General features: G+C 64.0%; 21 protein-coding genes. 7 read left to right on the plus strand and 14 right to left on the minus strand.

The genetic code is table 11. The features are described from left to right. Nucleotides 1-164: 164 nt before the first annotated feature. Nucleotides 165-1,166: a 2-hydroxyacid dehydrogenase gene (locus tag RFM41_RS13785; RefSeq protein ID WP_320248935.1), complete on the plus strand. Its 1,002-nt coding sequence runs from the start codon at nt 165-167 to the stop codon at nt 1,164-1,166. Nucleotides 1,167-1,168: 2 nt separating this feature from the next. Here the strand turns inward: RFM41_RS13785 and RFM41_RS13790 are convergent, their stop codons facing one another. From RFM41_RS13790 to RFM41_RS13840, 11 genes are all read right to left on the minus strand, one after another. Next, nucleotides 1,169-1,582: an aconitase X swivel domain-containing protein gene (locus RFM41_RS13790; protein WP_320248933.1), complete on the minus strand. Its 414-nt coding sequence runs from the start codon at nt 1,580-1,582 to the stop codon at nt 1,169-1,171. Next, nucleotides 1,579-2,832 carry an aconitase X gene (locus RFM41_RS13795; RefSeq protein WP_320248931.1) on the minus strand — a complete coding sequence of 418 codons (1,254 nt, stop codon included), beginning with the start codon at nt 2,830-2,832 and terminating at the stop codon, nt 1,579-1,581. The genes RFM41_RS13790 and RFM41_RS13795 overlap by 4 nt, the downstream gene beginning before the upstream one ends. Beyond that, on the minus strand, nt 2,829-3,317 hold the full coding sequence (locus RFM41_RS13800) for a GNAT family N-acetyltransferase (protein ID WP_320248930.1): 489 nt from the start codon (nt 3,315-3,317) through the stop codon (nt 2,829-2,831). The genes RFM41_RS13795 and RFM41_RS13800 overlap by 4 nt, the downstream gene beginning before the upstream one ends. A 4-nt stretch (nt 3,318-3,321) precedes the next feature. Then, nucleotides 3,322-4,077, minus strand: a complete 756-nt coding sequence (locus tag RFM41_RS13805) for a molybdopterin-synthase adenylyltransferase MoeB (RefSeq protein WP_320248928.1) — start codon at nt 4,075-4,077, stop codon at nt 3,322-3,324. Between the two features lie 156 nt (nt 4,078-4,233). Next, nucleotides 4,234-5,394 carry a DNA replication/repair protein RecF gene (gene recF / locus RFM41_RS13810; RefSeq protein ID WP_320248927.1) on the minus strand — a complete coding sequence of 387 codons (1,161 nt, stop codon included), beginning with the start codon at nt 5,392-5,394 and terminating at the stop codon, nt 4,234-4,236. 82 nt (nt 5,395-5,476) lie between these two features. After that, nucleotides 5,477-6,595: a DNA polymerase III subunit beta gene (dnaN, locus tag RFM41_RS13815; RefSeq protein WP_040994017.1), complete on the minus strand. Its 1,119-nt coding sequence runs from the start codon at nt 6,593-6,595 to the stop codon at nt 5,477-5,479. 201 nt (nt 6,596-6,796) lie between these two features. After that, nucleotides 6,797-8,344, minus strand: a complete 1,548-nt coding sequence (gene dnaA, locus RFM41_RS13820; RefSeq protein ID WP_320248924.1) for a chromosomal replication initiator protein DnaA — start codon at nt 8,342-8,344, stop codon at nt 6,797-6,799. Between the two features lie 841 nt (nt 8,345-9,185). Beyond that, a complete protein-coding gene (gene rpsT / locus RFM41_RS13825; protein ID WP_040985913.1) occupies nt 9,186-9,452 on the minus strand; it encodes a 30S ribosomal protein S20 in 267 nt (88 codons plus the stop codon). Between the two features lie 244 nt (nt 9,453-9,696). After that, nucleotides 9,697-10,470 (minus strand): enoyl-CoA hydratase, encoded by a 774-nt coding sequence (locus RFM41_RS13830; protein WP_320248917.1) that lies wholly within the window; start codon nt 10,468-10,470, stop codon nt 9,697-9,699. Nucleotides 10,471-10,517: 47 nt separating this feature from the next. After that, nucleotides 10,518-11,408, minus strand: a complete 891-nt coding sequence (gene mutM / locus RFM41_RS13835; RefSeq protein WP_320248915.1) for a bifunctional DNA-formamidopyrimidine glycosylase/DNA-(apurinic or apyrimidinic site) lyase — start codon at nt 11,406-11,408, stop codon at nt 10,518-10,520. Next, nucleotides 11,401-12,639 carry a phosphopentomutase gene (locus tag RFM41_RS13840; protein WP_320248914.1) on the minus strand — a complete coding sequence of 413 codons (1,239 nt, stop codon included), beginning with the start codon at nt 12,637-12,639 and terminating at the stop codon, nt 11,401-11,403. Before RFM41_RS13840 ends, mutM begins: the two co-directional genes overlap by 8 nt. Before the next feature lie 174 nt (nt 12,640-12,813). Here RFM41_RS13840 and RFM41_RS13845 point away from each other — a divergent pair, with 174 nt between their 5' ends. Next, a complete protein-coding gene (locus tag RFM41_RS13845; RefSeq protein WP_430691537.1) occupies nt 12,814-13,710 on the plus strand; it encodes a phosphate/phosphite/phosphonate ABC transporter substrate-binding protein in 897 nt (298 codons plus the stop codon). 4 nt (nt 13,711-13,714) lie between these two features. On the opposite strand, the gene RFM41_RS13850 is transcribed toward RFM41_RS13845, so the two are convergent. From RFM41_RS13850 to RFM41_RS13860, 3 genes are all read right to left on the minus strand, one after another. Further along, on the minus strand, nt 13,715-14,326 hold the full coding sequence (locus RFM41_RS13850; RefSeq protein WP_320248912.1) for a TadE/TadG family type IV pilus assembly protein: 612 nt from the start codon (nt 14,324-14,326) through the stop codon (nt 13,715-13,717). 38 nt (nt 14,327-14,364) lie between these two features. Next, on the minus strand, nt 14,365-14,958 hold the full coding sequence (locus RFM41_RS13855; RefSeq protein ID WP_430691532.1) for a TadE/TadG family type IV pilus assembly protein: 594 nt from the start codon (nt 14,956-14,958) through the stop codon (nt 14,365-14,367). A 142-nt stretch (nt 14,959-15,100) separates the two neighbouring features. Next, nucleotides 15,101-15,523, minus strand: coding sequence for a pilus assembly protein N-terminal domain-containing protein (locus RFM41_RS13860; RefSeq protein ID WP_320248910.1), 423 nt, complete (start codon nt 15,521-15,523; stop codon nt 15,101-15,103). Nucleotides 15,524-15,870: 347 nt separating this feature from the next. On the opposite strand from RFM41_RS13860, the gene RFM41_RS13865 reads away from it, so the two are divergent. From RFM41_RS13865 to RFM41_RS13885, 5 genes are all read left to right on the plus strand, one after another. Beyond that, nucleotides 15,871-16,050, plus strand: coding sequence for a Flp family type IVb pilin (locus RFM41_RS13865; RefSeq protein WP_095765933.1), 180 nt, complete (start codon nt 15,871-15,873; stop codon nt 16,048-16,050). Nucleotides 16,051-16,211: 161 nt separating this feature from the next. Continuing rightward, the gene (locus RFM41_RS13870) at nt 16,212-16,730 is read left to right on the plus strand and encodes an A24 family peptidase (protein ID WP_320248908.1); all 519 of its coding nucleotides are present in this window, start codon (nt 16,212-16,214) and stop codon (nt 16,728-16,730) included. Nucleotides 16,731-16,953: 223 nt separating this feature from the next. Beyond that, nucleotides 16,954-17,766, plus strand: a complete 813-nt coding sequence (cpaB, locus tag RFM41_RS13875; protein ID WP_320248906.1) for a Flp pilus assembly protein CpaB — start codon at nt 16,954-16,956, stop codon at nt 17,764-17,766. Further along, nucleotides 17,763-19,271, plus strand: coding sequence for a type II and III secretion system protein family protein (locus tag RFM41_RS13880; RefSeq protein WP_320248901.1), 1,509 nt, complete (start codon nt 17,763-17,765; stop codon nt 19,269-19,271). The genes cpaB and RFM41_RS13880 overlap by 4 nt, the downstream gene beginning before the upstream one ends. 14 nt (nt 19,272-19,285) lie before the next feature. Continuing rightward, nucleotides 19,286-20,017 carry a CpaD family pilus assembly protein gene (locus RFM41_RS13885; RefSeq protein ID WP_320248899.1) on the plus strand — a complete coding sequence of 244 codons (732 nt, stop codon included), beginning with the start codon at nt 19,286-19,288 and terminating at the stop codon, nt 20,015-20,017. Nucleotides 20,018-20,033: the final 16 nt, after the last annotated feature.

Here is a 20,033-nt window from a genome sequence, read left to right on the forward strand (position 1 = left end):
TTTCGCCGGTCTTGGTTAAAGAGGTCTCAACGAGATCGGTTTCGAGAGCATGATCCCGAAAAGTGGGAACCGGTTTTCGGAAAAGATCATGCTCCAAAAAAGAGTAGGATCAGGATGACGATTCAACGAAACGTCATTCTGATCTAGCAAGCTTCGGGGATAAAATGGCAGGCAAAAAACGGCCCCTCGTCGTCATCACGCGCAAGCTGCCCGATCCGGTCGAAACGCGCATGCGCGAGCTGTTCGACGCAAGGCTGAATGTCGAGGACCGGCCGATGACACAGCCCGAGCTGGTCGCGGCGGTCAAGGAAGCCGATGTGCTGGTCCCCACCATCACCGATCATATCGACGCCGCGCTGATCGCCCAGGCCGGTGAGAACCTGAAGCTGATCGCGAATTTCGGCAATGGCGTCGACAAGATCGACGTGGCGGCGGCCGCCAAGAAAGGCATCACCGTCACCAACACGCCCAATGTGCTCACTGAAGACACCGCCGACATGACCATGGCCCTGATGCTCGCTGTGCCGCGCAGGCTGGCCGAAGGCGCCAATGTGCTGACGGGCGAGAAGAAATGGGCCGGCTGGTCGCCGACCTGGATGCTCGGCCGGCGCATCTGGGGCAAGCGCCTCGGCATCGTCGGCATGGGCCGTATCGGCACGGCGGTCGCGAGGCGGGCCAAGGCCTTCGGCCTGTCGATCCACTACCACAACCGGCACCGCGTGCTGCCGGCTGTCGAGGAGGAGCTGGAGGCGACCTATTGGGAAAGCCTCGACCAGATGCTGGCCCGCATGGACATCATCTCGGTCAACTGCCCGTCGACGCCGGCGACCTTCCACCTGTTGTCAGGCCGTCGCCTCGCGCTGATGCAGCCTTCAGCCTATATCGTCAACACCGCGCGCGGCGACATCATCGACGAGGATTCGCTGGTCAAGCTCATCCATGACGGCAAGATCGCCGGCGCCGGCCTCGACGTTTACGAGCACGAGCCGGCGCTGAACAGCAAGCTCCTGAAACTTGCCGCCAAGGGCAAGGTGGTGCTTTTGCCGCATATGGGCTCTGCCACGCTCGAGGGCCGCATCGACATGGGCGAGAAGGTGATCATCAACATCCGCGCCTTCTTCGACGGCCACCGCCCGCCGGATCGTGTCCTGCCGCTCAGGACCTGAGGCTATTTGCCAGAGATGGTGAGAGCGCCATCCTCGGCTACTCTCACCCTGCCGCCATAGGCATCGAACGCGTCTCGGCCAAGCCGCACCGCCATCGGCGTCTCCCAGCCCATTTCCCGGGCAACGATCAGGCCGAGCAGAAGGATGGCGTCCGGCTCGTGCAGCACCAGGGCGGCGGGCGCGCGGCCGTTGTGGACCAGCTCCATCAGCACCGCCGAAGCGGATGACGAGCCGATCGTGCCCGGCACGAACAGCACTCGGCCGGCAATGACTTCGCCATACTGCGGATGGCGGACATCGGCGATGCGGCCTGTTTTCGGGTCGACGCCGCCCCAGAAGCTGATCGGCGCCGTCAGCACCAGCGCTTCGCCTTCGCCCGCTTTGCCCGGCACCAGGATTTCGGCTGCTGTGCTCATGCGGCGATGTCCGTGAAGACCGGCTTGCCGAGGACCGCGCTTTCGACGCAGTCGGCGAGCGAGCCATAGAGCACCGCATAGCCGGTGTTGCCCGGCGCGTAATGCGCGAACTTGCCCGAATTGGTCATCAGCACGCCGTTGTCGAGCTCCGGCATGATCGGCGTCACCACCACGCATGTATCGGCGACGATGACGACCCCGCTCGCCTCGAGCCTTTTTCGCCGGCCATCCTGCTCCAGCAGGGCAAGCGCATGGCGGCCGGTGCAGGCGTAGATCGGCACAGCAAGCCGCCGCCCGGCGACCAGCCGCTCCAGGCTGTCGAACTCGGCAGGGGAAAGATGCGGGCTGCCGATCGCCACCGCGTCGATGGTTTTGGTCGCTGCCGCGGTCGACAAGCCCGTGCGCGCCTTGGCAACCATCTCAGGAGTCACTCGGATCACCGCTTCCGGTTCCGGCCCGGCCAGGATGGTTTCGACGTCGGGCGCCTCGGGTGTCACGCCGGCAATGTGGAACAGGCCGACCGCGCCGGAGGACGCCGCCGCCGCGCCGAAGGCCTTCAGCGCGTCTTCGCCGGGATGGCTGGCCACGCCAGCGACGACGCCGATCGCATTGCCCACCTCGCGGCCATAGAGGCTGCCCAGGACGGGCCAGGCGATCTCCGAGGCCAGGAAGGATGGCGATAGATCCGAAACATCGAAAACGAGCCGCGCGCGGCGGTTCTCAGGCCGATGCAGGCCGTAGTCCGGCGCGCGGCCGACGATCGCGCAGGCGATGTCCAAAAAGTCGCCATAGCGGTTGGTGCGCGCCCCCAGCACCGAATTGCAGAAGACGACCGCGTTGGACTCGCCCCACGCCACGTCGCTGCCCTGCGCGGGCCTGTGTCCGGCCTGGTAGGGCGCGCAGGTCCAGCTCTGTTCGCAGCCGAGCTTGCGATAGGCCTCCATCATCCGCCGCGCCATGCCGCGCTGCGGCTCTTCCAGGCGGATGTGCGAGCAGCCCATCAGGTCGAGCGCCCCGACATTGAGCGTCGAACGCACCGTGACCTTCGCGCCGCCTTCGACCAGCTTTTCGGCGAACAGCGTGCCGGAATCGCCGTGGTACAGCGCGCCGTCGATATGCGTGGAAGCGATAGGGATAAGCCCTGGCGCGCCGAGCAGGCGGGCGCTTTCGGCGACGATGCGCATCGCCATGCCCGCGCCGTTCTGGCCCGCGGCGATCGCTTGTTCTTCCTGGCTGAGCGAAAGCCTCAAGGCAGCACCTTTCGCATGGTGATTGATGTCGGCCTGTCATAGCCCTCATGCGCCGTGCGCTCGGTCTCGCCAAAGCCGAGCCGGGCGAAGGTTGCATGGTTTGCCGTCAGTTCGATGCGCGTCTGCAGCTCGATGGCGTGTTTGCCGCGCCGGCGGGCAAAATCCTCCACCGCCAGCATCAGCCGTCCGCCAATGCCCCGGCCCTGGATGCCGGGCTCGACGGCAAGCTTGCCGACATAGAAGTCATTCGTCCTCTCCAGCGCGAACACGCAGCCGACGATCCGGCCGTTCTCCATGGCCAGGAACGCCGTCTCCTGCCTTGCCTTGTGCCGCAGGTTTTCCGGCGTCAGCCGGTGCGCCGAGGAGGGCGGGTCGATGACGCTGTCCATATAGGCGAAGGCGCGCCGGATCAGCGCGAGCAGGTCGTCCCACCGATCGAAATCCGCGGCAAGGCGAACTATGGAGATGCCGACGCTCTGGTCCATGCGCTCAGGCTGCCTTGTAGCGGATGGTGTCGAAGCGGGCCGTGAGCCCGTCATAGAGCAGCAGCCGGCCGATCAGGGGCTCGCCTATGCCAGTGATCAGCTTGATCGCTTCCATCGCCTCCAGCGTGCCGATGACGCCCGTCAGCGCGCCGACGATGCCGGCAACGGCGCAGGACGGCACCAGCCCTTCGGGCGGCGCTTCCGGGAACAGGTCGCGATAGCTCGGGTTGCGTTTGCCGTCCGCGCCTGTCTCGAATGGCTTCAGCACCGTCACCGAGCCGTCGAAGCGGCCGACGGCGGCGGTCACGAGGGGCTTCCTCTCGCTGGCGCAGGCATCGGCGGCCGCGTAGCGCGTTTCGAAATTGTCGGAGCCGTCGACAACGACATCGTAGCGGGCGACGAGGGCAGGGGCGTTCTCTTCGGTCAGCCTTAGGCGATGCGGCTCCACCGTGACATTGGGGTTGATGCGCAGGATCGCTTCCCGTGCGCTGTCGGTCTTGGCCATGCCGATCGTGTCGCTGCCATGGATCACCTGCCGCTGCAGATTGGACAGCGAAACGGTGTCGTCATCGACGATGCCGAGCGTGCCGACGCCGGCGGCGGCAAGGTATTCGAGCACCGGCGCGCCGAGCCCGCCGGCGCCGATCACCAGCACCCGCGCCCGTTTCAGCTTCTGCTGGCCCGGCCCGCCGATCTCCGGCAGCACGATGTGGCGGGCATAGCGTTCGAGCTCTTCGTCGGTCAGCGCGGCATTGATCATGATTGGACCTTATAGCGGCGAGAAAATCTTGTCATTCACGTGCGAGGCGAAGCCTCGTCACGCCACGCAAATACGGGCAAAGCAAAGCTTTGTCCCGCCGCGCAAGTACGGGCAAGGCGCAGCCTTGTCCCGCAGCACAAGCACCCGCCAGGCTAGTCAGCCGGTCAGCTCGACGCTGCCGTGATCGACCGTCAGGAACTGCGCCCGGCCGGCAAGGCTGGAAAACAAGGCAGCATCCGTGCCGGTCATGAAGGCCTGGCAGTTCAGCTCCTCCAGGATGGAGAACAGCGCCGCGCGCCGGCCAGCGTCGAGATGCGCGGCGATCTCGTCCAGGAGCAGGATTGGCGTGAGGCCCGACATCTCGCCTGTCAGCCTGGCGTGGGACAGCACGATGCCGACCAGCAGCGCCTTCTGCTCGCCGGTCGAGCACAGCTCCGCCGGCATCGACTTCGGCCGATGCCGCACCAGGAGATCCGAGCGGTGCGGACCGTCCAGCGTGCGGCCGGCGGCACGGTCGCGCTCGCGGCCATTGGCAAGCGCGCGGCGGAAGCGCTCCTCGACATCGACGGCCGGCGCGACGGCGACCTCGCTCTCCAGGTCGCCTGCGAGGCTGATGTCGGCCTGCGGAAACGGCCCGCTGCCGGGCAATCTGTCGATCATGGCGGCAAGCAGCCTTACCAACTCGGCCCGGGCCGCGGCGATCGCCACCCCCGTCTCGGCCATCTGCGTCTCGATCGCGTCGAACCAGGCGCCGTCGCGCGAGCCTTCCGTAAGCAATCGGTTACGGCCTCGCATGGCCTTCTCATAGTCGAGCGCGCGCTGGCCATGGCCGGGGTCGATCGCCAGCACCAGCCGGTCGAGGAAGCGGCGACGGTCTCCGGCAGGCCCGGGAAACAGGCCGTCCATCGCCGGCGTGAGCCACACGACCCGCAGCCATTCCAGCATATCCTCGGCCGATCGCGCCGGCGCGCCGTTGATCCGCACCTTCCTGCCGCCTTCGCCGGCGGCGTCGCCACCGGAAATACCGGTGCCGATCTCGACCTGGCCTTCCGGTCCCTCGATGCGCGCATGCAGGGCGAAGCCGCCATCGCCGCCTTCGCGCGCCACATCCGCATAGGGCGCGCGGCGCAGGCCCCGGCCAGGTGTCAAGAACGAGATCGCTTCCAGGAGATTGGTCTTGCCCGCGCCATTGTCGCCCGACAGCACCACCGCGCCGGGTGTGAGGTCGAGCGAAAGGGTCGCATAGTTGCGGAAGTTAGTAAGCGTCAGCTTACTTAGATAGCTTTGCTGCCGAAGCTGTTTCGCATCCGCGGTCACGGCGACACATCGGGTCCGCTAGAGCAATTCCAGGAAAAGTGCACTGCGGTTTTCCGTCCGGAATTGCGCCGACAAAGACACCCTAGACCCGCATCGGCATCAGCACGTAGAGCGCGGTTTCATCGGCCATGTCGTGGATCAGCGTTGGCGAACCGGCATCGGCCAGCATGAACTTGGCCTCGGACCCCGTGAGCTGGGCAGCGACATCGAGCAGGTATTTGGCATTGAAGCCGATCTCGATCGGGTCCGACGAATAGTCGGCCGCCAGTTCCTCGGTGGCGCTGCCAGAGTCGGGGTTGTTGACGGCCAAAGTCAGCTGGCCGTCATTGATCGACAGTTTCACCGCCCGGCCGCGCTCGGACGAGATGGTCGAAACGCGGTCTACCGCCGCGGCGAAGCTCTGGCGGTCGATGATCAGCTTCTTGTCGTTGCCGGTCGGGATGACGCGCTGATAGTCGGGGAAGGTGCCGTCGATCAGCTTCGAGGTCAAAACGACGCTGCCGATGGTGAAGCGGATCTTAGTGTCCGACAGTTCCGTCGTCACCGCCACATCGGGATCGTCGACCAGCTTCTGCAGCTCGCTCACCGTCTTGCGCGGAATGATGATGCCGGGCATGCCTTCAGAACCTGCCGGCGCGTCGATTTCGGCCCGCGCCAGGCGGTGTCCGTCGGTCGCCACCGAGCGCAGCTTCAATTTACCGCCCACCTCATGCGTGTGCAGGAAGATGCCGTTGAGATAGTAGCGCGTCTCTTCGGTGGAGATGGCGAACTGGGTCTTGTCGATCAGCCCTTTGAGCGCCGCCGATTCCAACCGGAAAATATGCGAGAACGAACCGGCCGAAAGCTCCGGGAAGTCGGATTGCGGCAGGCACTGCAAACGGAAGCTCGAACGACCGGAGGTGACGGTCATCGCGTTGCCGTCCTCGTCCGTCTTCAGCATCACCTCCGCGCCGTCGGAAAGCTTGCGCACGATGTCATAGAGCAGATGCGCCGGCACCGTCGTCGCGCCGCCGCGCTCGACCTTGGCGGGCGTCGCCTCCGTCACTTCGAGGTCGAGGTCCGTCGCCTTCATCTCGAGGCTGGCGCCCTCGGCGCTGAGCAGCACGTTGGACAGGATCGGAATGGTGTTGCGCCGCTCGACCACGCGGTGGACGTGGTTGAGGGACTTCAGGAGATTTGACCGTTCCAGGATAACACGCATGACGAAACAGGCTCGCTTCAATGAATGAACGGGTCACCGGCAGGCGGCATCCCGCGAAAGCGCTGAAAGGCTTTCAGAATCTCTGTAAGCTGACAGTAAAAAGCCTGCGAACGCAAGCCCGCGGCACCGGTTCCGGCCGGCAGCGCGGGCTTTCTGGGGATAAAGCCGGCGAAGCAGGTCGCCGGCCATTTCTGCACCCCCTCAGGCCTGGTCGTTGATCAGCCTTCTGAGCAGCTCGAGCTCCTGCGCCAGCGTGTTGTCCGCGCCCGAAAGGTCCTCGATCTTGCGCACGGCATGCAGCACCGTCGTGTGGTCGCGGCCGCCGAAGCGCCGCCCGATTTCCGGCAACGAGCGCGGCGTCATCACCTTCGACAGATACATCGCCACCTGCCGCGGCTTGACGATCGTGCGCGTGCGCCGGTTGGACAGAAGCTCCGTCTTCGACACGTTGTAGTGGCGCGCCACGATGCGCTGGATGTCCTCGATGCGCACCCGCTTCGGCTCCCCGGAGCGGTAGATGTGGCCGAGGATCTCGTCGATGCGGTCGATGGTGATCTGCGGCTCGAAGGACTGGCGGAACAGAAGCTGGTTGAAGGCGCCTTCGAGCTCGCGGCCGCTGCCGGTCACCGTGCGCGCGACATGCTCCAGGATTTCGTCCGAGATGTCGAGTGAGGTGTCATCGGTCTTGGCGGTGGCGCGGCGCAGCTTCAGCATGCCGAGCCGCATGGCGAAATCCGGTGCCGACATTTCCAGCGCCACGCCGCCATTGAGGCGCGAACGCACGCGCGGCTCCAGCGATTCCAGTTCCGACGGCGGCCGGTCGGCCGCGACCACGACCTGCTTGGCGCTGTCGAGCAGCATGTTGATGAGGTGGCAGAATTCGTGCTGGATCGACTTGCCCTGCAGGAACTGCATGTCGTCGATGATCAAGAGATCGATGTCGCGCAGCTGCTCCTTCAGCGTCAGCGCGTTGTTGTCGCGGATCGCGGTGGCGAAGCGCCACATGAAATATTCCGCGGTCAGGTAGACGACGCGCGACTTCGGGTTTTGCCGCAGCGATTCCGCCGCGATCGCCTGCAACAGGTGCGTCTTGCCGAGCCCGACGGTCGCATGCAGGAAAAGCGGGTTGAAACGCACCGCGCTCGACTGCGATTCCGCCACCGCCCTGGCCGCCGCGAAGGCCACCCTATTCGACGGCCCCTCGATGAAGGAGCTGAACGTGTAGCGCGGGTCGAGCGGCGACCCCAGCACATTGTGGCGGAACTCCGTTTCCGCGGGCACGCCCTGGCGCGCCGCCGGCGCCCGTTGTTCCACGCGCCCGGCGCTCGCGGTGCCGTTGGCGAGCGACGTGTGCGTCTGCTTGGTCATCTTGCGCGTCGGCGCCACTTCCGGCTCGACATGGTTGCGCCCCTGGCGCGTGGCCGTGCGCACGACGATCTCGATCTTGAGGACGTCCGGATCCTCATGCCGCCACAACTCCGCGATCAGCTCAAGATAGTGGCCGTTGATCCATGACCGCAGGAAGGCTGTAGGCACGGAGATGCGGACAATGCCGCGGGAGGCCTCGGCGACCTTCATGCGACCGAACCAGCTCGAATAGACCTCGGCTCCAAGACGCGCCTTCAGCTGAACCTTGACCCGTTCGAACTTCTGTTCCGCGTCGCTGGATGCCGCCACGTCGCCCCCTCCGACAAAAGTTGCTGAAAATGGGAGCTCGCCCGCAATCTCCCTCTCGATGCCGCTTTGCATGATAAAAGTCCCTTGTCTGCTCGTACCCTTTTTCCCACCGGGGATGCGCCTCCTGCATCCTTGGTCCGGCGACCTCATATTGCTGCGCTGCCATTGCCGCCGCCGGCAACGATCATCGCAACTCGCGCAAGGGACCAGCTGCCGGCTCCGCACGCCGGCTTCCGACAAAGACAGGGCAATACTTCTCCCTCCGGCGAAACGCCGGCGAGACATCGACCGCCATGTACAATTACGCCAGTCCCCTACCCGCACCGAAGAGACAAACCAAGCCACACGCGGAATTGCTCCACGTCATGAATTCCGCCATTTTGTGCTGGCCGATTCAGGCTGGGTCAGGGGCTAAAGCCCGTCCCTTCGATGGATGGACATTACCGAAATCGCTGTGGATAGGGCAAGGCCACATCTAACGGTTTTTTAACGAATCTGGTTACCGGAGGGGGCTTGAAATCGGGTGTCGGGGCGGCGCGTTTTGACAAAGCCATTGTGATTCAAACCCTTTTCCGGCGAATATGAAAAAGGCCGCCCGAAACGAAATATTCTGAAATAATTCTCTTGACAGCTACTTCTCCCCTGCCGCTCGACTGTGAGTTGAACAAGCTGTGGATGACCCGCCGTAAGCTAATGAAAAAGCTACGTTTTTTTTGACAGGCAAATTTGGGCAGTTGCCTCGGGGAGGGCGCGCCGATATCAGTGGCGCTGAATATGCCGGCAAAACATTACTGGCATTGGAATCGCGTCACAAGCGTTGCTCGCGAGCAATTTTTTTAAGTACTTGCCGGCAAACGAAAAAACCCGGCCTGTGCGGCCGGGTTCAACATCGATGGATTAAGGATTAAGTCGGTCAGGCCGAAAGCGTCTTGACCCGCTGGGCCAGCCGCGAGACCTTGCGGGAAGCCGTGTTCTTGTGGACGACGCCCTTGGTGGCGGCGCGCATCAATTCCGGCTCAGCCGCCTTGAAGGCTTCCACCGCCGCGGCCTTGTCGCCGGCGGCCAGCGCCTCTTCGACCTTGCGGACATAGGTGCGGACGCGCGAGCGGCGGTTCTTGTTGACCGCTGCGCGGCGGGCGATCTTGCGCGTTGCCTTTTTGGCCGAAGACGTGTTGGCCATGATGCCTCTCTTCTGATCTGGTGGGCGCCAGCGGGTGCCGCAGGGCGCAAAAAACAAACGGGCAGCCACGGGGCCGCCTCGGTTGGTGCGGCTTATAGTTCAGCTTTTCCGGCGCGTCAACGCCCACTTGGCGGTCTTTTTGGAGACTGAAAACGCGTCGCGTCATCACCCGCTTTCAGTCATGGGGCGGCATGCCCTAAGCAGGTCTTGATCGCAAAGCCGTGGGGCACATTGCGGAACCTGCTTAGCGGTTGGTGAAATTCGGCTTCCGCTTCTCGACGAAGGCGGCCATGCCTTCTTTCTGGTCGTCGAGCGCAAACAGTGAATGGAACAGGCGTCGCTCGAAGCGCAGCCCTTCGGCGAGGGTCGTCTCGTAAGCGCGGTTGACGGCCTCCTTGGCCATCATCACCGACGGCAGCGAGAACTCGGCGATCTTGGCCGCCGCCTTCAGCGCTTCCTCGGTGAGCTCGGCCACCGGCACCACCCGCGATACCAGCCCGCTCCGCTCGGCTTCGGCCGCGTCCATCATCCGCCCGGTCAGGCACATGTCCATCGCCTTCGACTTGCCGACGAAGCGGGTCAGCCGCTGCGATCCGCCCATGCCCGGCATGACGCCGAGCGTGATTTCGGGCTGGCCGAACTTGGCGTTGTCGCCGGCGATGATGAAGTCGCACATCATGGCCAGCTCGCAGCCGCCGCCAAGCGCATAGCCCGCGACCGCCGCGATGATCGGCTTGCGCGTGCGCGTGAATTCCTCCCAACCGACGAAGAAGTCCTGCGTGTAGGCGTCGGCGAAGGACATCGCCTGCATTTCCTTGATGTCGGCGCCGGCGGCAAACGCCTTTTCCGAGCCCGTAAGCACCATCGCGCCGATCCCGGGATCGGCGTTGAACGCGCTCGCCGCCGCCACGACCTCGCCAAGGACTTGCGAATTCAGCGCATTGAGCGCCTTGGGCCGGTTCAGCGTGATCAGCCCGACCTTGCCGCGTGTCTCCACGAGAATGGTTTCATAGGTCATGCTTCGCTTCCTTCCGCGGCAGAGGGATGATCGATACTGTTCCTAGCTTACCGCTGACAGGTCCGGCAATAGAAGGTCGAGCGGCCGCTCTGCACGATGCGCTCGATATGGCCGCGGCAGCCCGGCTTCGGGCATGGCTCCCCCTCGCGGTCATAGACCGCGAAGGAATGCTGGAAATAGCCGAGCGATCCGTCGGCCTGGACATAGTCGCGCAGCGAGGAGCCGCCGGCAGCGATCGCATCGGCGATGACCGAGCGGATCGCCCCGGCGAGACGCTCGCTTTGCTCTTTCGCCTTCTTGGCCGATCCGGCGATGGTGCCGGCTTCGCGCAGCGGCGAGAGGCCGGCGCGCCACAAGGCTTCCGCCACATATATATTGCCTAGTCCGGCAATCAGCCGCTGATCGAGCAGCGCTGCCTTCAGCGGCGATCTGCGATCCTTCAGCAGCGAGGCGAGCAGGGGGCCGTCGAGCGCGTTGCCGGTTGGCTCGATGCCTAGCCCCGCCAGCATCGGATGTGTGTCCGGCGGCCCTTCGGCAAACAGCATGAAGCCGAAGCGGCGCGGGTCGTTGAAGATGACGCGCGATCGCTCGTCCGTCGTCGAGGCGACGTCGAACACGACATGGTCATGCGCTACGCTCTTCGAGCGCTCGTGATGGAAGATGCCAGGGGTGTCGCTGCTTCCGGCGGCCTCGACCCGGAACGATCCCGACATGCCGAGATGACAGATGAGAACCGGGCCGTTCTCGATATGCATCGTGAGGTATTTGGCGCGTCGGCCAAGCGCCGTCACGGTCTTGCCGGTAAGCCGCTCCGAAAAGCGCTCGGGAAAAGGAAAGCGAAGGTCGGGCCTGCGTGCCTCGACCTTGACCAGCCGCGCCCCTTCCAGAGCCGGCTGCAGTCCGCGCCGTACGGTCTCGACTTCCGGCAGCTCAGGCATGGCCGCCTATCGCTGCGAGGAAGGATGTTCCATGGCGACCGGTTGCCAGGCCGAGATGATCCGCGACCGTTTCGCCGATATCGGCGAAGGTCGGCCTGAGCCCGATGTCACCGCCCCTCAGCCCTGGCCCGGCGCCGATCACCGGAACGCGTTCGCGCGTATGGTCGGTGCCGCGCCAGGTCGGATCGTTGCCATGGTCGGCGGTGAGGATCAGAAGGTCTCCCGGCCCGGTGCGCGACAGCGCCTCCGGCAGCCGGCGGTCGAAGGCTTCGAGCGCTGCGGCATAGCCGGCGACATCGCGCCGGTGGCCGAACTCGGTGTCGAAATCGACAAAATTGGCAAAGACCAGGTCGCCGTCGCGGGCATCGTCCATGGCGCCGAGCGCCTTGTCGAACATCGCCATGTTGCCGCCGGCCTTGCGCACTTCCGAAATGCCGCGATGAGCGAAGATGTCGCCGATCTTGCCTACGGCGATGACCTTGCTGCCGCGCCCGGTCAGCCGGTCGAGCAGGGTCGGCTCCGGCGGCGGCACCGCATAGTCGCGTCGATTGTGGGTGCGCTGGAACGTGGCAGGCGTCTCGCCCACGAATGGCCGCGCGATCACGCGCCCGATCTTGAGCGGATCGACCAGCCGGCGCACCGTGAGGCAAAGCTCATAAAGCCGCTCCAGGCCGAAATGCGTTTCATGCGCGGCGATCTGCAGCACGGAATCGACCGAGGTGTAGCAGATCGGCTTGCCTGTGCGGATATGCTCTTCGCCGAGCCGCTCTATGATCTCGGTTCCCGGCGCATGGCAATTGCCGAGGATGCCAGGCAGCTTGCCTTCGCGGATGATCGCGTCGGTCAGCTCGGCCGGGAAGGCCGGCACCGTGTCTGGAAAATAGCCCCAGTCGAAACGCACCGGCAGGCCGGCGATCTCCCAATGGCCGGAGGGCGTATCCTTGCCGCTCGACACTTCCTGGGCGGCGCCGTGGAAGGACGAGGCAAGCAACGGCTCATCGACGTCGAGCTTAAGTCCGGTTGCCGTCCGTGCCGCCCGGCCAAGCCCGAGCGACATCATGTTTGGCACGGCGAGCGGCCCGTTGCGCAAACCTTCCCGATCGGCGCGACCATCGGCGCAGGCCTGAAAAATATGTCCGAACGTGTCGGCGCCGGCATCGCCATAGCGTTCGGCGTCGGCCGCGCCGCCGATGCCGAAGGAATCGAGAACAAACAAGAACGCGCGCGCCATGGGTATCTTTGTTGTCAGTCCTGGCTGCCAGACATAAGGTTCCCCGGCGGTGTTGGCAAATCGGAAACCAAACCGCAACGGCTTGGCGCCATAGTTGCGGTTGGGCGCAGGTGCGGCGGGAGCGAAGCAGGTATGGCAAGGCGCGGCAAAACCGCGGCAAGGCAGGCCGTGAAGATGTGCGCGGCCGCTGTTGCGGCGTTAGCCGCCGCCTTCGGGCCGGCACGCGCCGACTGGCGTGACGACATCGGTACGTTCCGCATCGGCATCGTCGCCGAACCGGGCGGCGGCAACACCGTTCCGGGGCTCGCGCGCCTGACCGACGCCTATGCCAATGCGCTCGGCATGAAGGTCGAGTTCGTCGTCGCGCGCGATTACGCGACGCTGATCGAGGCGCAGGCGAGCGGACGCGTGCAGTACGCGATCTATTCCGCTCTCGCCTACGCCACGGCTTCGGAGCGCTGCGGCTGTGTCGAACCTCTGGTGGCGCCGGTCGATGCCGACGGCGCCGTCGGCATCCGTTCCGTCCTGGTGACACGCGACGGCAGGCTTTCGGACCTTGCCGCCATGGCTTCGCACCGGATCGCGATCGCGCCCGCCGACAATGTCGGCGGTTCTCTGCTGCCGCTGTCGGCGCTGTCGGCCGAAGGCGTCAAGATCACACAGGATTCGCCCTTCCTGACGCGCGCCATTTCGGCCACCGCGGCCGAAACGATGCTGAGCGACGGCGAAGCGGACGCGCTGTTCGGCTGGGAGACGGCCAATGCCGAGGGCCGGTCCATCCGTTCCGAGGGTACCGTCGCGCGGCTGGAGGCTGCCGGCATCCCCGAGACGTCGCTTCGGGTGTTATGGACCTCGGGCCTGTTGCGCTACGGACCGCACACCGTCCGCAGCGATCTCGATCCGGAGGCAAAGCGCCAGCTGACGGTCTTCCTGACCAATCTCAAGTCCCAGACGCCCGACGTCTATGAACTGCTGGAGAGGGCACATTCCGGCGGCTTCGGACCGGCCGCGCAGAAGGACTATGCGATGGCCGTGGCGATCGTGCGGCAGGAAACGGCCGGGCAGGAATAGCGTATCAGCAGTCGCTGCAGGGAATCGTCGGACTGCGGCGCGGCCTTAGATAATAGGTTTCGCTCATCGATATGTTGCTGAAGGCCGAGGTCAGCCCGAGCGACTGCGAATTGCTGGCGGACCAGGTGATGATCGGCTTGTAGCCGAGGTCGCTCTCCACGCGGACCAGGAAGGTGTTGCGGATTTTCAGTGTCGCCGGCACCGTGGTGATCGTGTTGACGGCCGCATCGGCGCTGTAGGTGGTGCCCACCACCTTGCGCGACCATACAACCAGCACCCTCGGTGACGCTTCGTCCGTGATCTGTATGCCTGTGATGATGATCGTCGGCAATGAACGGTTGTAAGGCTGCAGCGTCGATGTGCCGATCTGCATCATTGCGTCGAGGTTCGCCTTCACGACGCTCTGCTGCTGCGTGACGAGATCCGCGACCATGCTGCCGATGCGGCTGACCTTCTTGCTGGTCTCGATGGCCTGCGAGGCCTCCATCGTGATGAAATACATGATCAGGAGCACCGGCACGATGAACGCGAACTCGATCGCCGCGACGCCGCGGCGGTCGCGGCAAAACCGCTCCACCTTCGCCGAAATCCCCCGAAGTGCCCCCGCACTATGCATATCGTCCTCCACGCCCCGGCTTCAGCCGTCGAGCAGTCTCAATTGTCGTCGAATGGTTCGTTCTGCCAAGTCACCGATGCGAAATGCAGCGTGTTGCCGTCCTTCAGATTGGCCATCGACTTGGCCAGGAAATCGGTCATCACCGGCCATTTGTAGAACACCCGCAACATGTTGATGGACTCCGCCAGCCCCGGCGAGACCGTGAAGGTCATCGAATTGGTGCCTTGCACCAGCACGATGTCGCCGTCGACGATCTTGAAGCCCGCCGTGGCGGCGTCGGCGAAACTCGGATATTCGCGCAAATCGACCAGCAATCCTGGGCAGTCCTTGGCCACCATGATCTCGAGCCTGCTGCAGATCAGCTGCTTGATGGAGGTCTCGGTGACGTTCGCCTTCTGCAACTGTCCGGTCCGCAGCTGGCGGGCCACATCGTCGGTGACGTTGGCCATCACCTCCTGGCCGGCGAACGAAATGCAGCTCTCGAGGATGGCGAAGACGAGAAGCGCGAACGGGATGGCCAGCATCGCGAATTCCATCGCGGTGCTGCCGCGCCTGTCGCTGAAGAAGCCTGGGCGCGATCTGGCGCGCGCCTTGCTGTCCATGCCGTTGCCGGATGTAGCGTCCTTGCTCATATTAAGTTCCTGCCGATCCCCCTTGCGGTACCGGCGGCAAGGTTAGCGAAAACCCATTGAGTTCCGGTTTGGATGATCGTTAAATTCGTCGGGCAAGCCTTAAGCTGTCTTTAATGCCCATGAGGTTCGGCCCCCGCAGGGCTCAGTGCCCGGCGCTCATTTCGGTTTCGGAAGCCTTCTCGGCCTCGCTCTTGAAGGCACTCTCGCAATAGGGCGTGCAGGACATGGTCTGGACTTCGGCGCGTCTGTAGATGCGCACCGAGGAGGCGGCCTGTCGCACGACCGTCACCTGTTCATCGATGATCGGGCTGCCGTCGGAATCGAGCACGACCACGTTGGTGACACCGAAGCCCTTGCCGGTGAGAACAATGGTCGAGGCGTCCTGCACGGAGGCGTCGGCGATCGCCGGATTGCCGATGACGACCGTGTCGGCCGCGCGTGACAATTTGACGATCTTTGCCTGGTTCATGGTGACTTCTATACCGGCGCCGGCCCTGGCCGGCATGACCAAGGCTGCAGTTGCCAGCAGCGCGGCGACTGGAAACAGCGATCTCGACGACGTCATTGAAGCGCTCCCGGCGGGCAGATTGTTCAACGGAACATGAACGAGATTGGTGAAGCAACGGTTAAGCCGGGCCCGGCATGATTAAGGATCGGCTTGCATGGCGCGGCACGCGTCGATGGCGCTTACTGTTTTAGGAATAGTGCACAAGCTCCGGTTTCCCGGGGGCCCGAGCCGGCTGGCGATGTTTAGGCCGCGGTTAACCACTCGGGGCGTTCACCACCGGAAAGGAATCGGTAAGGCTGTTTATTAAGCCGATTGAAACGGCTTCTCCCTAGATTTGCAGCATCCGATCAACCGCAAAGAGAAGTTGACGGAAGTGCTGTAACACGTGGAGTAGGAGCTCTCGAATGTCTAATCTCATTGCACGTTTCGTGAAGGACGAATCCGGCGCGACCGCTATCGAATACGGTCTGATCGCCGCTCTCATCGCGCTCGCCATCATGGTCGGCGCCACCCAGCTCGGCGGCGCGCTGAACGCCAAGTTCGCGAACATCGCCGCGACCCTCAACGGCGCCACGGCTCCATAATAAGACCGCGCTGTCGCGTCTTTATCGACAGAAAGAAAAAGGGCCGCCAGCTGGCGGCCCTTTTTCATGCGGTCGGCCTATTTTGATCGTCCGGCCTCATCGATCGTTAATCCAGCACGCCTAGGATGCCTCTGGAAACTGCCATGGGCGCACCGTAACCGATGCTTGAAGCCGTGATCTTCGTCGTCTTTCCCTTCTGCATGCTGTTCGCTGCGGTCTCGGATACCTTGTCGATGACGATCGCCAACCGTGTTCCGATGCTGTTGGTCGCGACATTCGCGCTTGTCGCGCCGCTCACCGGAATGGACTGGGCAACCTATGGCTGGCACTTCGCTGCCGGCGCCCTCGTGCTTGCGGTGACGTTCGGCCTTTTCGCGCTCGGTGGCATGGGCGGCGGCGACGCCAAGCTTCTGGCCGCGACCGCTCTATGGATGGGCCTCAGCATCAATCTGATCGGCTACCTGGTGACGTCGGCTTTCATCGGCGGCCTGCTTACGCTCGCAATCCTTGCTTACCGGAAATCGCCGCTCCCCATGTACACCGGCCGCAACCGATTTCTGCGCCATTTCGCGGACGAAAGCGTTGGCATCCCATATGGCATCGCGCTGGGCGCGGGTGGACTGATCACTTTCCCGGACTCGCCGCTGATGATCTGGGCGCTGGAGAGGCTCACGACATAGGCTTGGGCGACATCGATGTCGCCGACTCCCCCAGGCGGCCCAGCCGCCCCTTCACAAGGCGGCCTGGCCGCCTTTTTTGTTAACGGCGGGCCGTTCCGTCTAATTTGAGTAAACCTTAAATTAATCACGATCGTAAGCATTGCATTAACCTTGTTTTGACGATTGCAGCTGCAAAGTCCGGCCTGGCGAGGTGGTTTGCCTTGAGGCGAAGGGTTTCGGACGAATGCCAGCATCCCGATTGATTATTCTGGGCGTGGCTGCGGTCGCGGCGGGTGGCGCGGGCTATGTGGCGAAGAACATGGTCGTGGCGCCGCCGCCTCAGGTCGTCGTCGATGCGCCCAAGCAGCCGGCGATCGCGTTGCAGGATGTGCTGGTGCTCTCCGGCGACGTGGCGATGGGCAGCCAGCTCGGCACCAACATCAGCTGGGAACAATGGCCGGCCGATGGCGTCAACGCCAATTTCATCACGCGCGCCGCCGAGCCTGACGCGGTCGAAAAGCTCAAGGGCTCGGTCGCCCGTGTCGCCATGTATACCGGCGAGCCTTTGCGGCGCTCCAAGCTGGTCGGCGAGGGGCAGAGCTTCATGTCGTCGATCCTGCCTTCCGGCATGCGCGCCGTCGCGACCGCGATATCGGCCGACACGTCCGCCGGCGGCTTCATCCTGCCCAACGACTTCGTCGACGTCATCATGACCCGCCGCGCCGACACCGGCAATGGCGGCAGCGGCTTCAACACCTCGACCATCCTCAAGAACATCCGCGTGCTGGCCATCGACCAGACCATCCAGGAGGACGAGGAAGGCAAGAAGACCAGGGTCGGCCAAACCGCGACGCTGGAGCTGACGCCGCAGCAGGCCGAGATCATCACCGTGGCGCAGCAGATGGCGGACCGCCTGACGCTGGCGCTGCGTCCGATCACCGACATCCATGAAAAGAGTACAGACGAAGCCGACTACCTGGTCAACGGCAGTGGCCGGCGCGGAACCGTGCGGCTGATCAAGTCCGGCGAGGTTTCCGAGGTGGGAGCAAGGAAATGAGGCTGAACGGTAAACTGCTGCCTTTCCTGGCCGCCGCGGCGATCGGTCTTTTCCTGGCCGGCACCAGCGCCCCGGGACTGGTCGAAGCCAAGGCCGCGAGCGCCAGCGTGTCGGCTTCCGTCGCCACGCAGCGCGTCAAGCTCGGCCTCAACAAATCCGTGGTCATCGACTTGCCGAGCGACGCCTATGATATCCTCGTCGCCAATCCGGCGGTCGCCGATGCCGTGACGCGCACGGCGCGGCGCATCTACCTGTTCGGCAAGGCGGTCGGCGAAACCAACATCTTTGTTTTCGGTCCCAATGGCGAGCAGATCGTCAGCCTGGATCTGGCCGTCGAGCGCGACGTCGCCGGGCTGGAAGACTATCTGAAGCGCTTCATCCCGTCCTCGCAGATCAAGGTCGAGCTGCTCAACGACAACGTCGTCCTGACGGGCACGGTCGACACGCCGCTCGATTCCAAGCGCGCCGTCGACCTGGCAACCATCTTCGTGTCGGGCGGTGAAGCGACGACGGGTCAGTATTCGCAGACCGCCGCCGGCGGCTCGGTCAATGGCGGCGTCGACATCAACAATCCCGACCAGGAGCGCCGGACCTCCAAGATCGTCAACCTCTTGCAGATCATCGGCGACGACCAGGTGACGCTCAAGGTGACCGTCGCCGAAGTCAGCCGCTCGGTGATGAAGCAGCTCGGCGTCAATATGGTGGGCAACGGCAGTGCCAACGGTATAACCTTCGGCTCCACCGTCGACACCTATCCCGGCCTCGGCAAGCCGTTATCCGCTTCAGGCCTCAATTTCCAAAGTTCGTCTCTACAAGGCACTATCAACGCCATGGAACAGTCGGGCGTCATGAAGACGCTCGCGGAGCCGACGCTCACCGCCGTTTCGGGCGAAAAGGCGACGTTCAAGGTCGGTGGCGAATACAACATGGTGAGTTCCGTCACCAACAACAAATCGACAGACAATCAGACTGGTGAAAGGACCTGGACGGCGGACAAGGTCGAATACGGCATCGGGTTGGAGTTCCAGCCGGTGGTGTTGTCTGCCGGCCGTATCAGCCTAAAGGTAAGAACCGCGGTTTCAGAGCCGACTACGGAAGGCTCGTTCGCCTTGGGCGACACGAATATCATCTCGCTGCGCAAACGCCTGGCGGATACGACCGTGGAACTGCCATCCGGCGGCTCGATGATGATCGCCGGTCTCGTCCGCGACGACATCCGGCAGGCTGTCGACGGCTTACCCGGGCTGACGAAAATTCCGGTCCTCGGCACGCTGTTCCGCAGCCGCGATTTCGTCCGCAACGAAAGCGAGCTCGTCATCATCATCACCCCCTATCTGTCGCGGCCGGTGGCGCGCAACGACCTGGCTAAGCCGGACGACAACTTCAATGCGGCGAGCGACGGTGCCGGCATGTTCCTGGGCCGCGTCAACCGCGTCTACGGCACCATGCAGACCGACAGGCCGCCGGGCCGCTATCACGGTGTCGTCGGCTTCATCTACAAATGAGTGGGAATGCGGATATGTCCAAGTCAGCATCGAAGGTCATGACGGTCCGGACAGCATCCGGTATCGCGAGGATCCGTCGGCAGATGGTTCCGGCACTGGCGGTCATGCTTGCGGCATCGCTCGCAGGCTGCGCCAACCGCGACAGTATCACGGTAGGATCAATTCCGGACGATTACCGCACGAACCATCCGATCGTGATCGCCGAGAAGAACCAGAAGATCGACCTGCCGGTCGGCGCCGGCGATCGCGGCATGACCGGTGCGCAGCGCGATGCGCTGCTCGGCTTCCTCGACGGCTACGACAAGAGCGCCGCGCCAGCGTTGACGATCGCGATGCCTGCCGGGTCCGCCAACGAGGTTGCTGCCCGTGCCGCCGGTCGCGACTTTGCCAGGCTCGCCATGGCGGCGGGCGTCAAGCGCAGCCGCATCGTCATGACATCCTATCAGTCGGCGGTGCCGGAAGCGTCCGCGCCGGTGCGCGTCGCCTTTGTCGCGGTGCGGGCTCAGACCGACAAATGCGGCCGTTGGCCAGATGATCTGACGGACACGTCGGAAAACAAGCACTATGCCGACTTCGGCTGCTCGTACCAGAACAACTTGGCGGCCCAGGTCGCCAATCCCAACGATCTGATCGGGCCGCGCAAGCAGTCCGACATCGACGCCGAAAACCGCGGCGCGGTGATCGACAAATACCGCGCCAGGGGTATCTCCGAGGAGTTCCTCGGTAACTCGGAAGTGACTTATTAGGCCGCGCCGGACGACG

The sequence above is a fragment of the Mesorhizobium vachelliae genome, assembly GCF_033977325.1.
Lineage (GTDB): Bacteria > Pseudomonadota > Alphaproteobacteria > Rhizobiales > Rhizobiaceae > Mesorhizobium > Mesorhizobium vachelliae.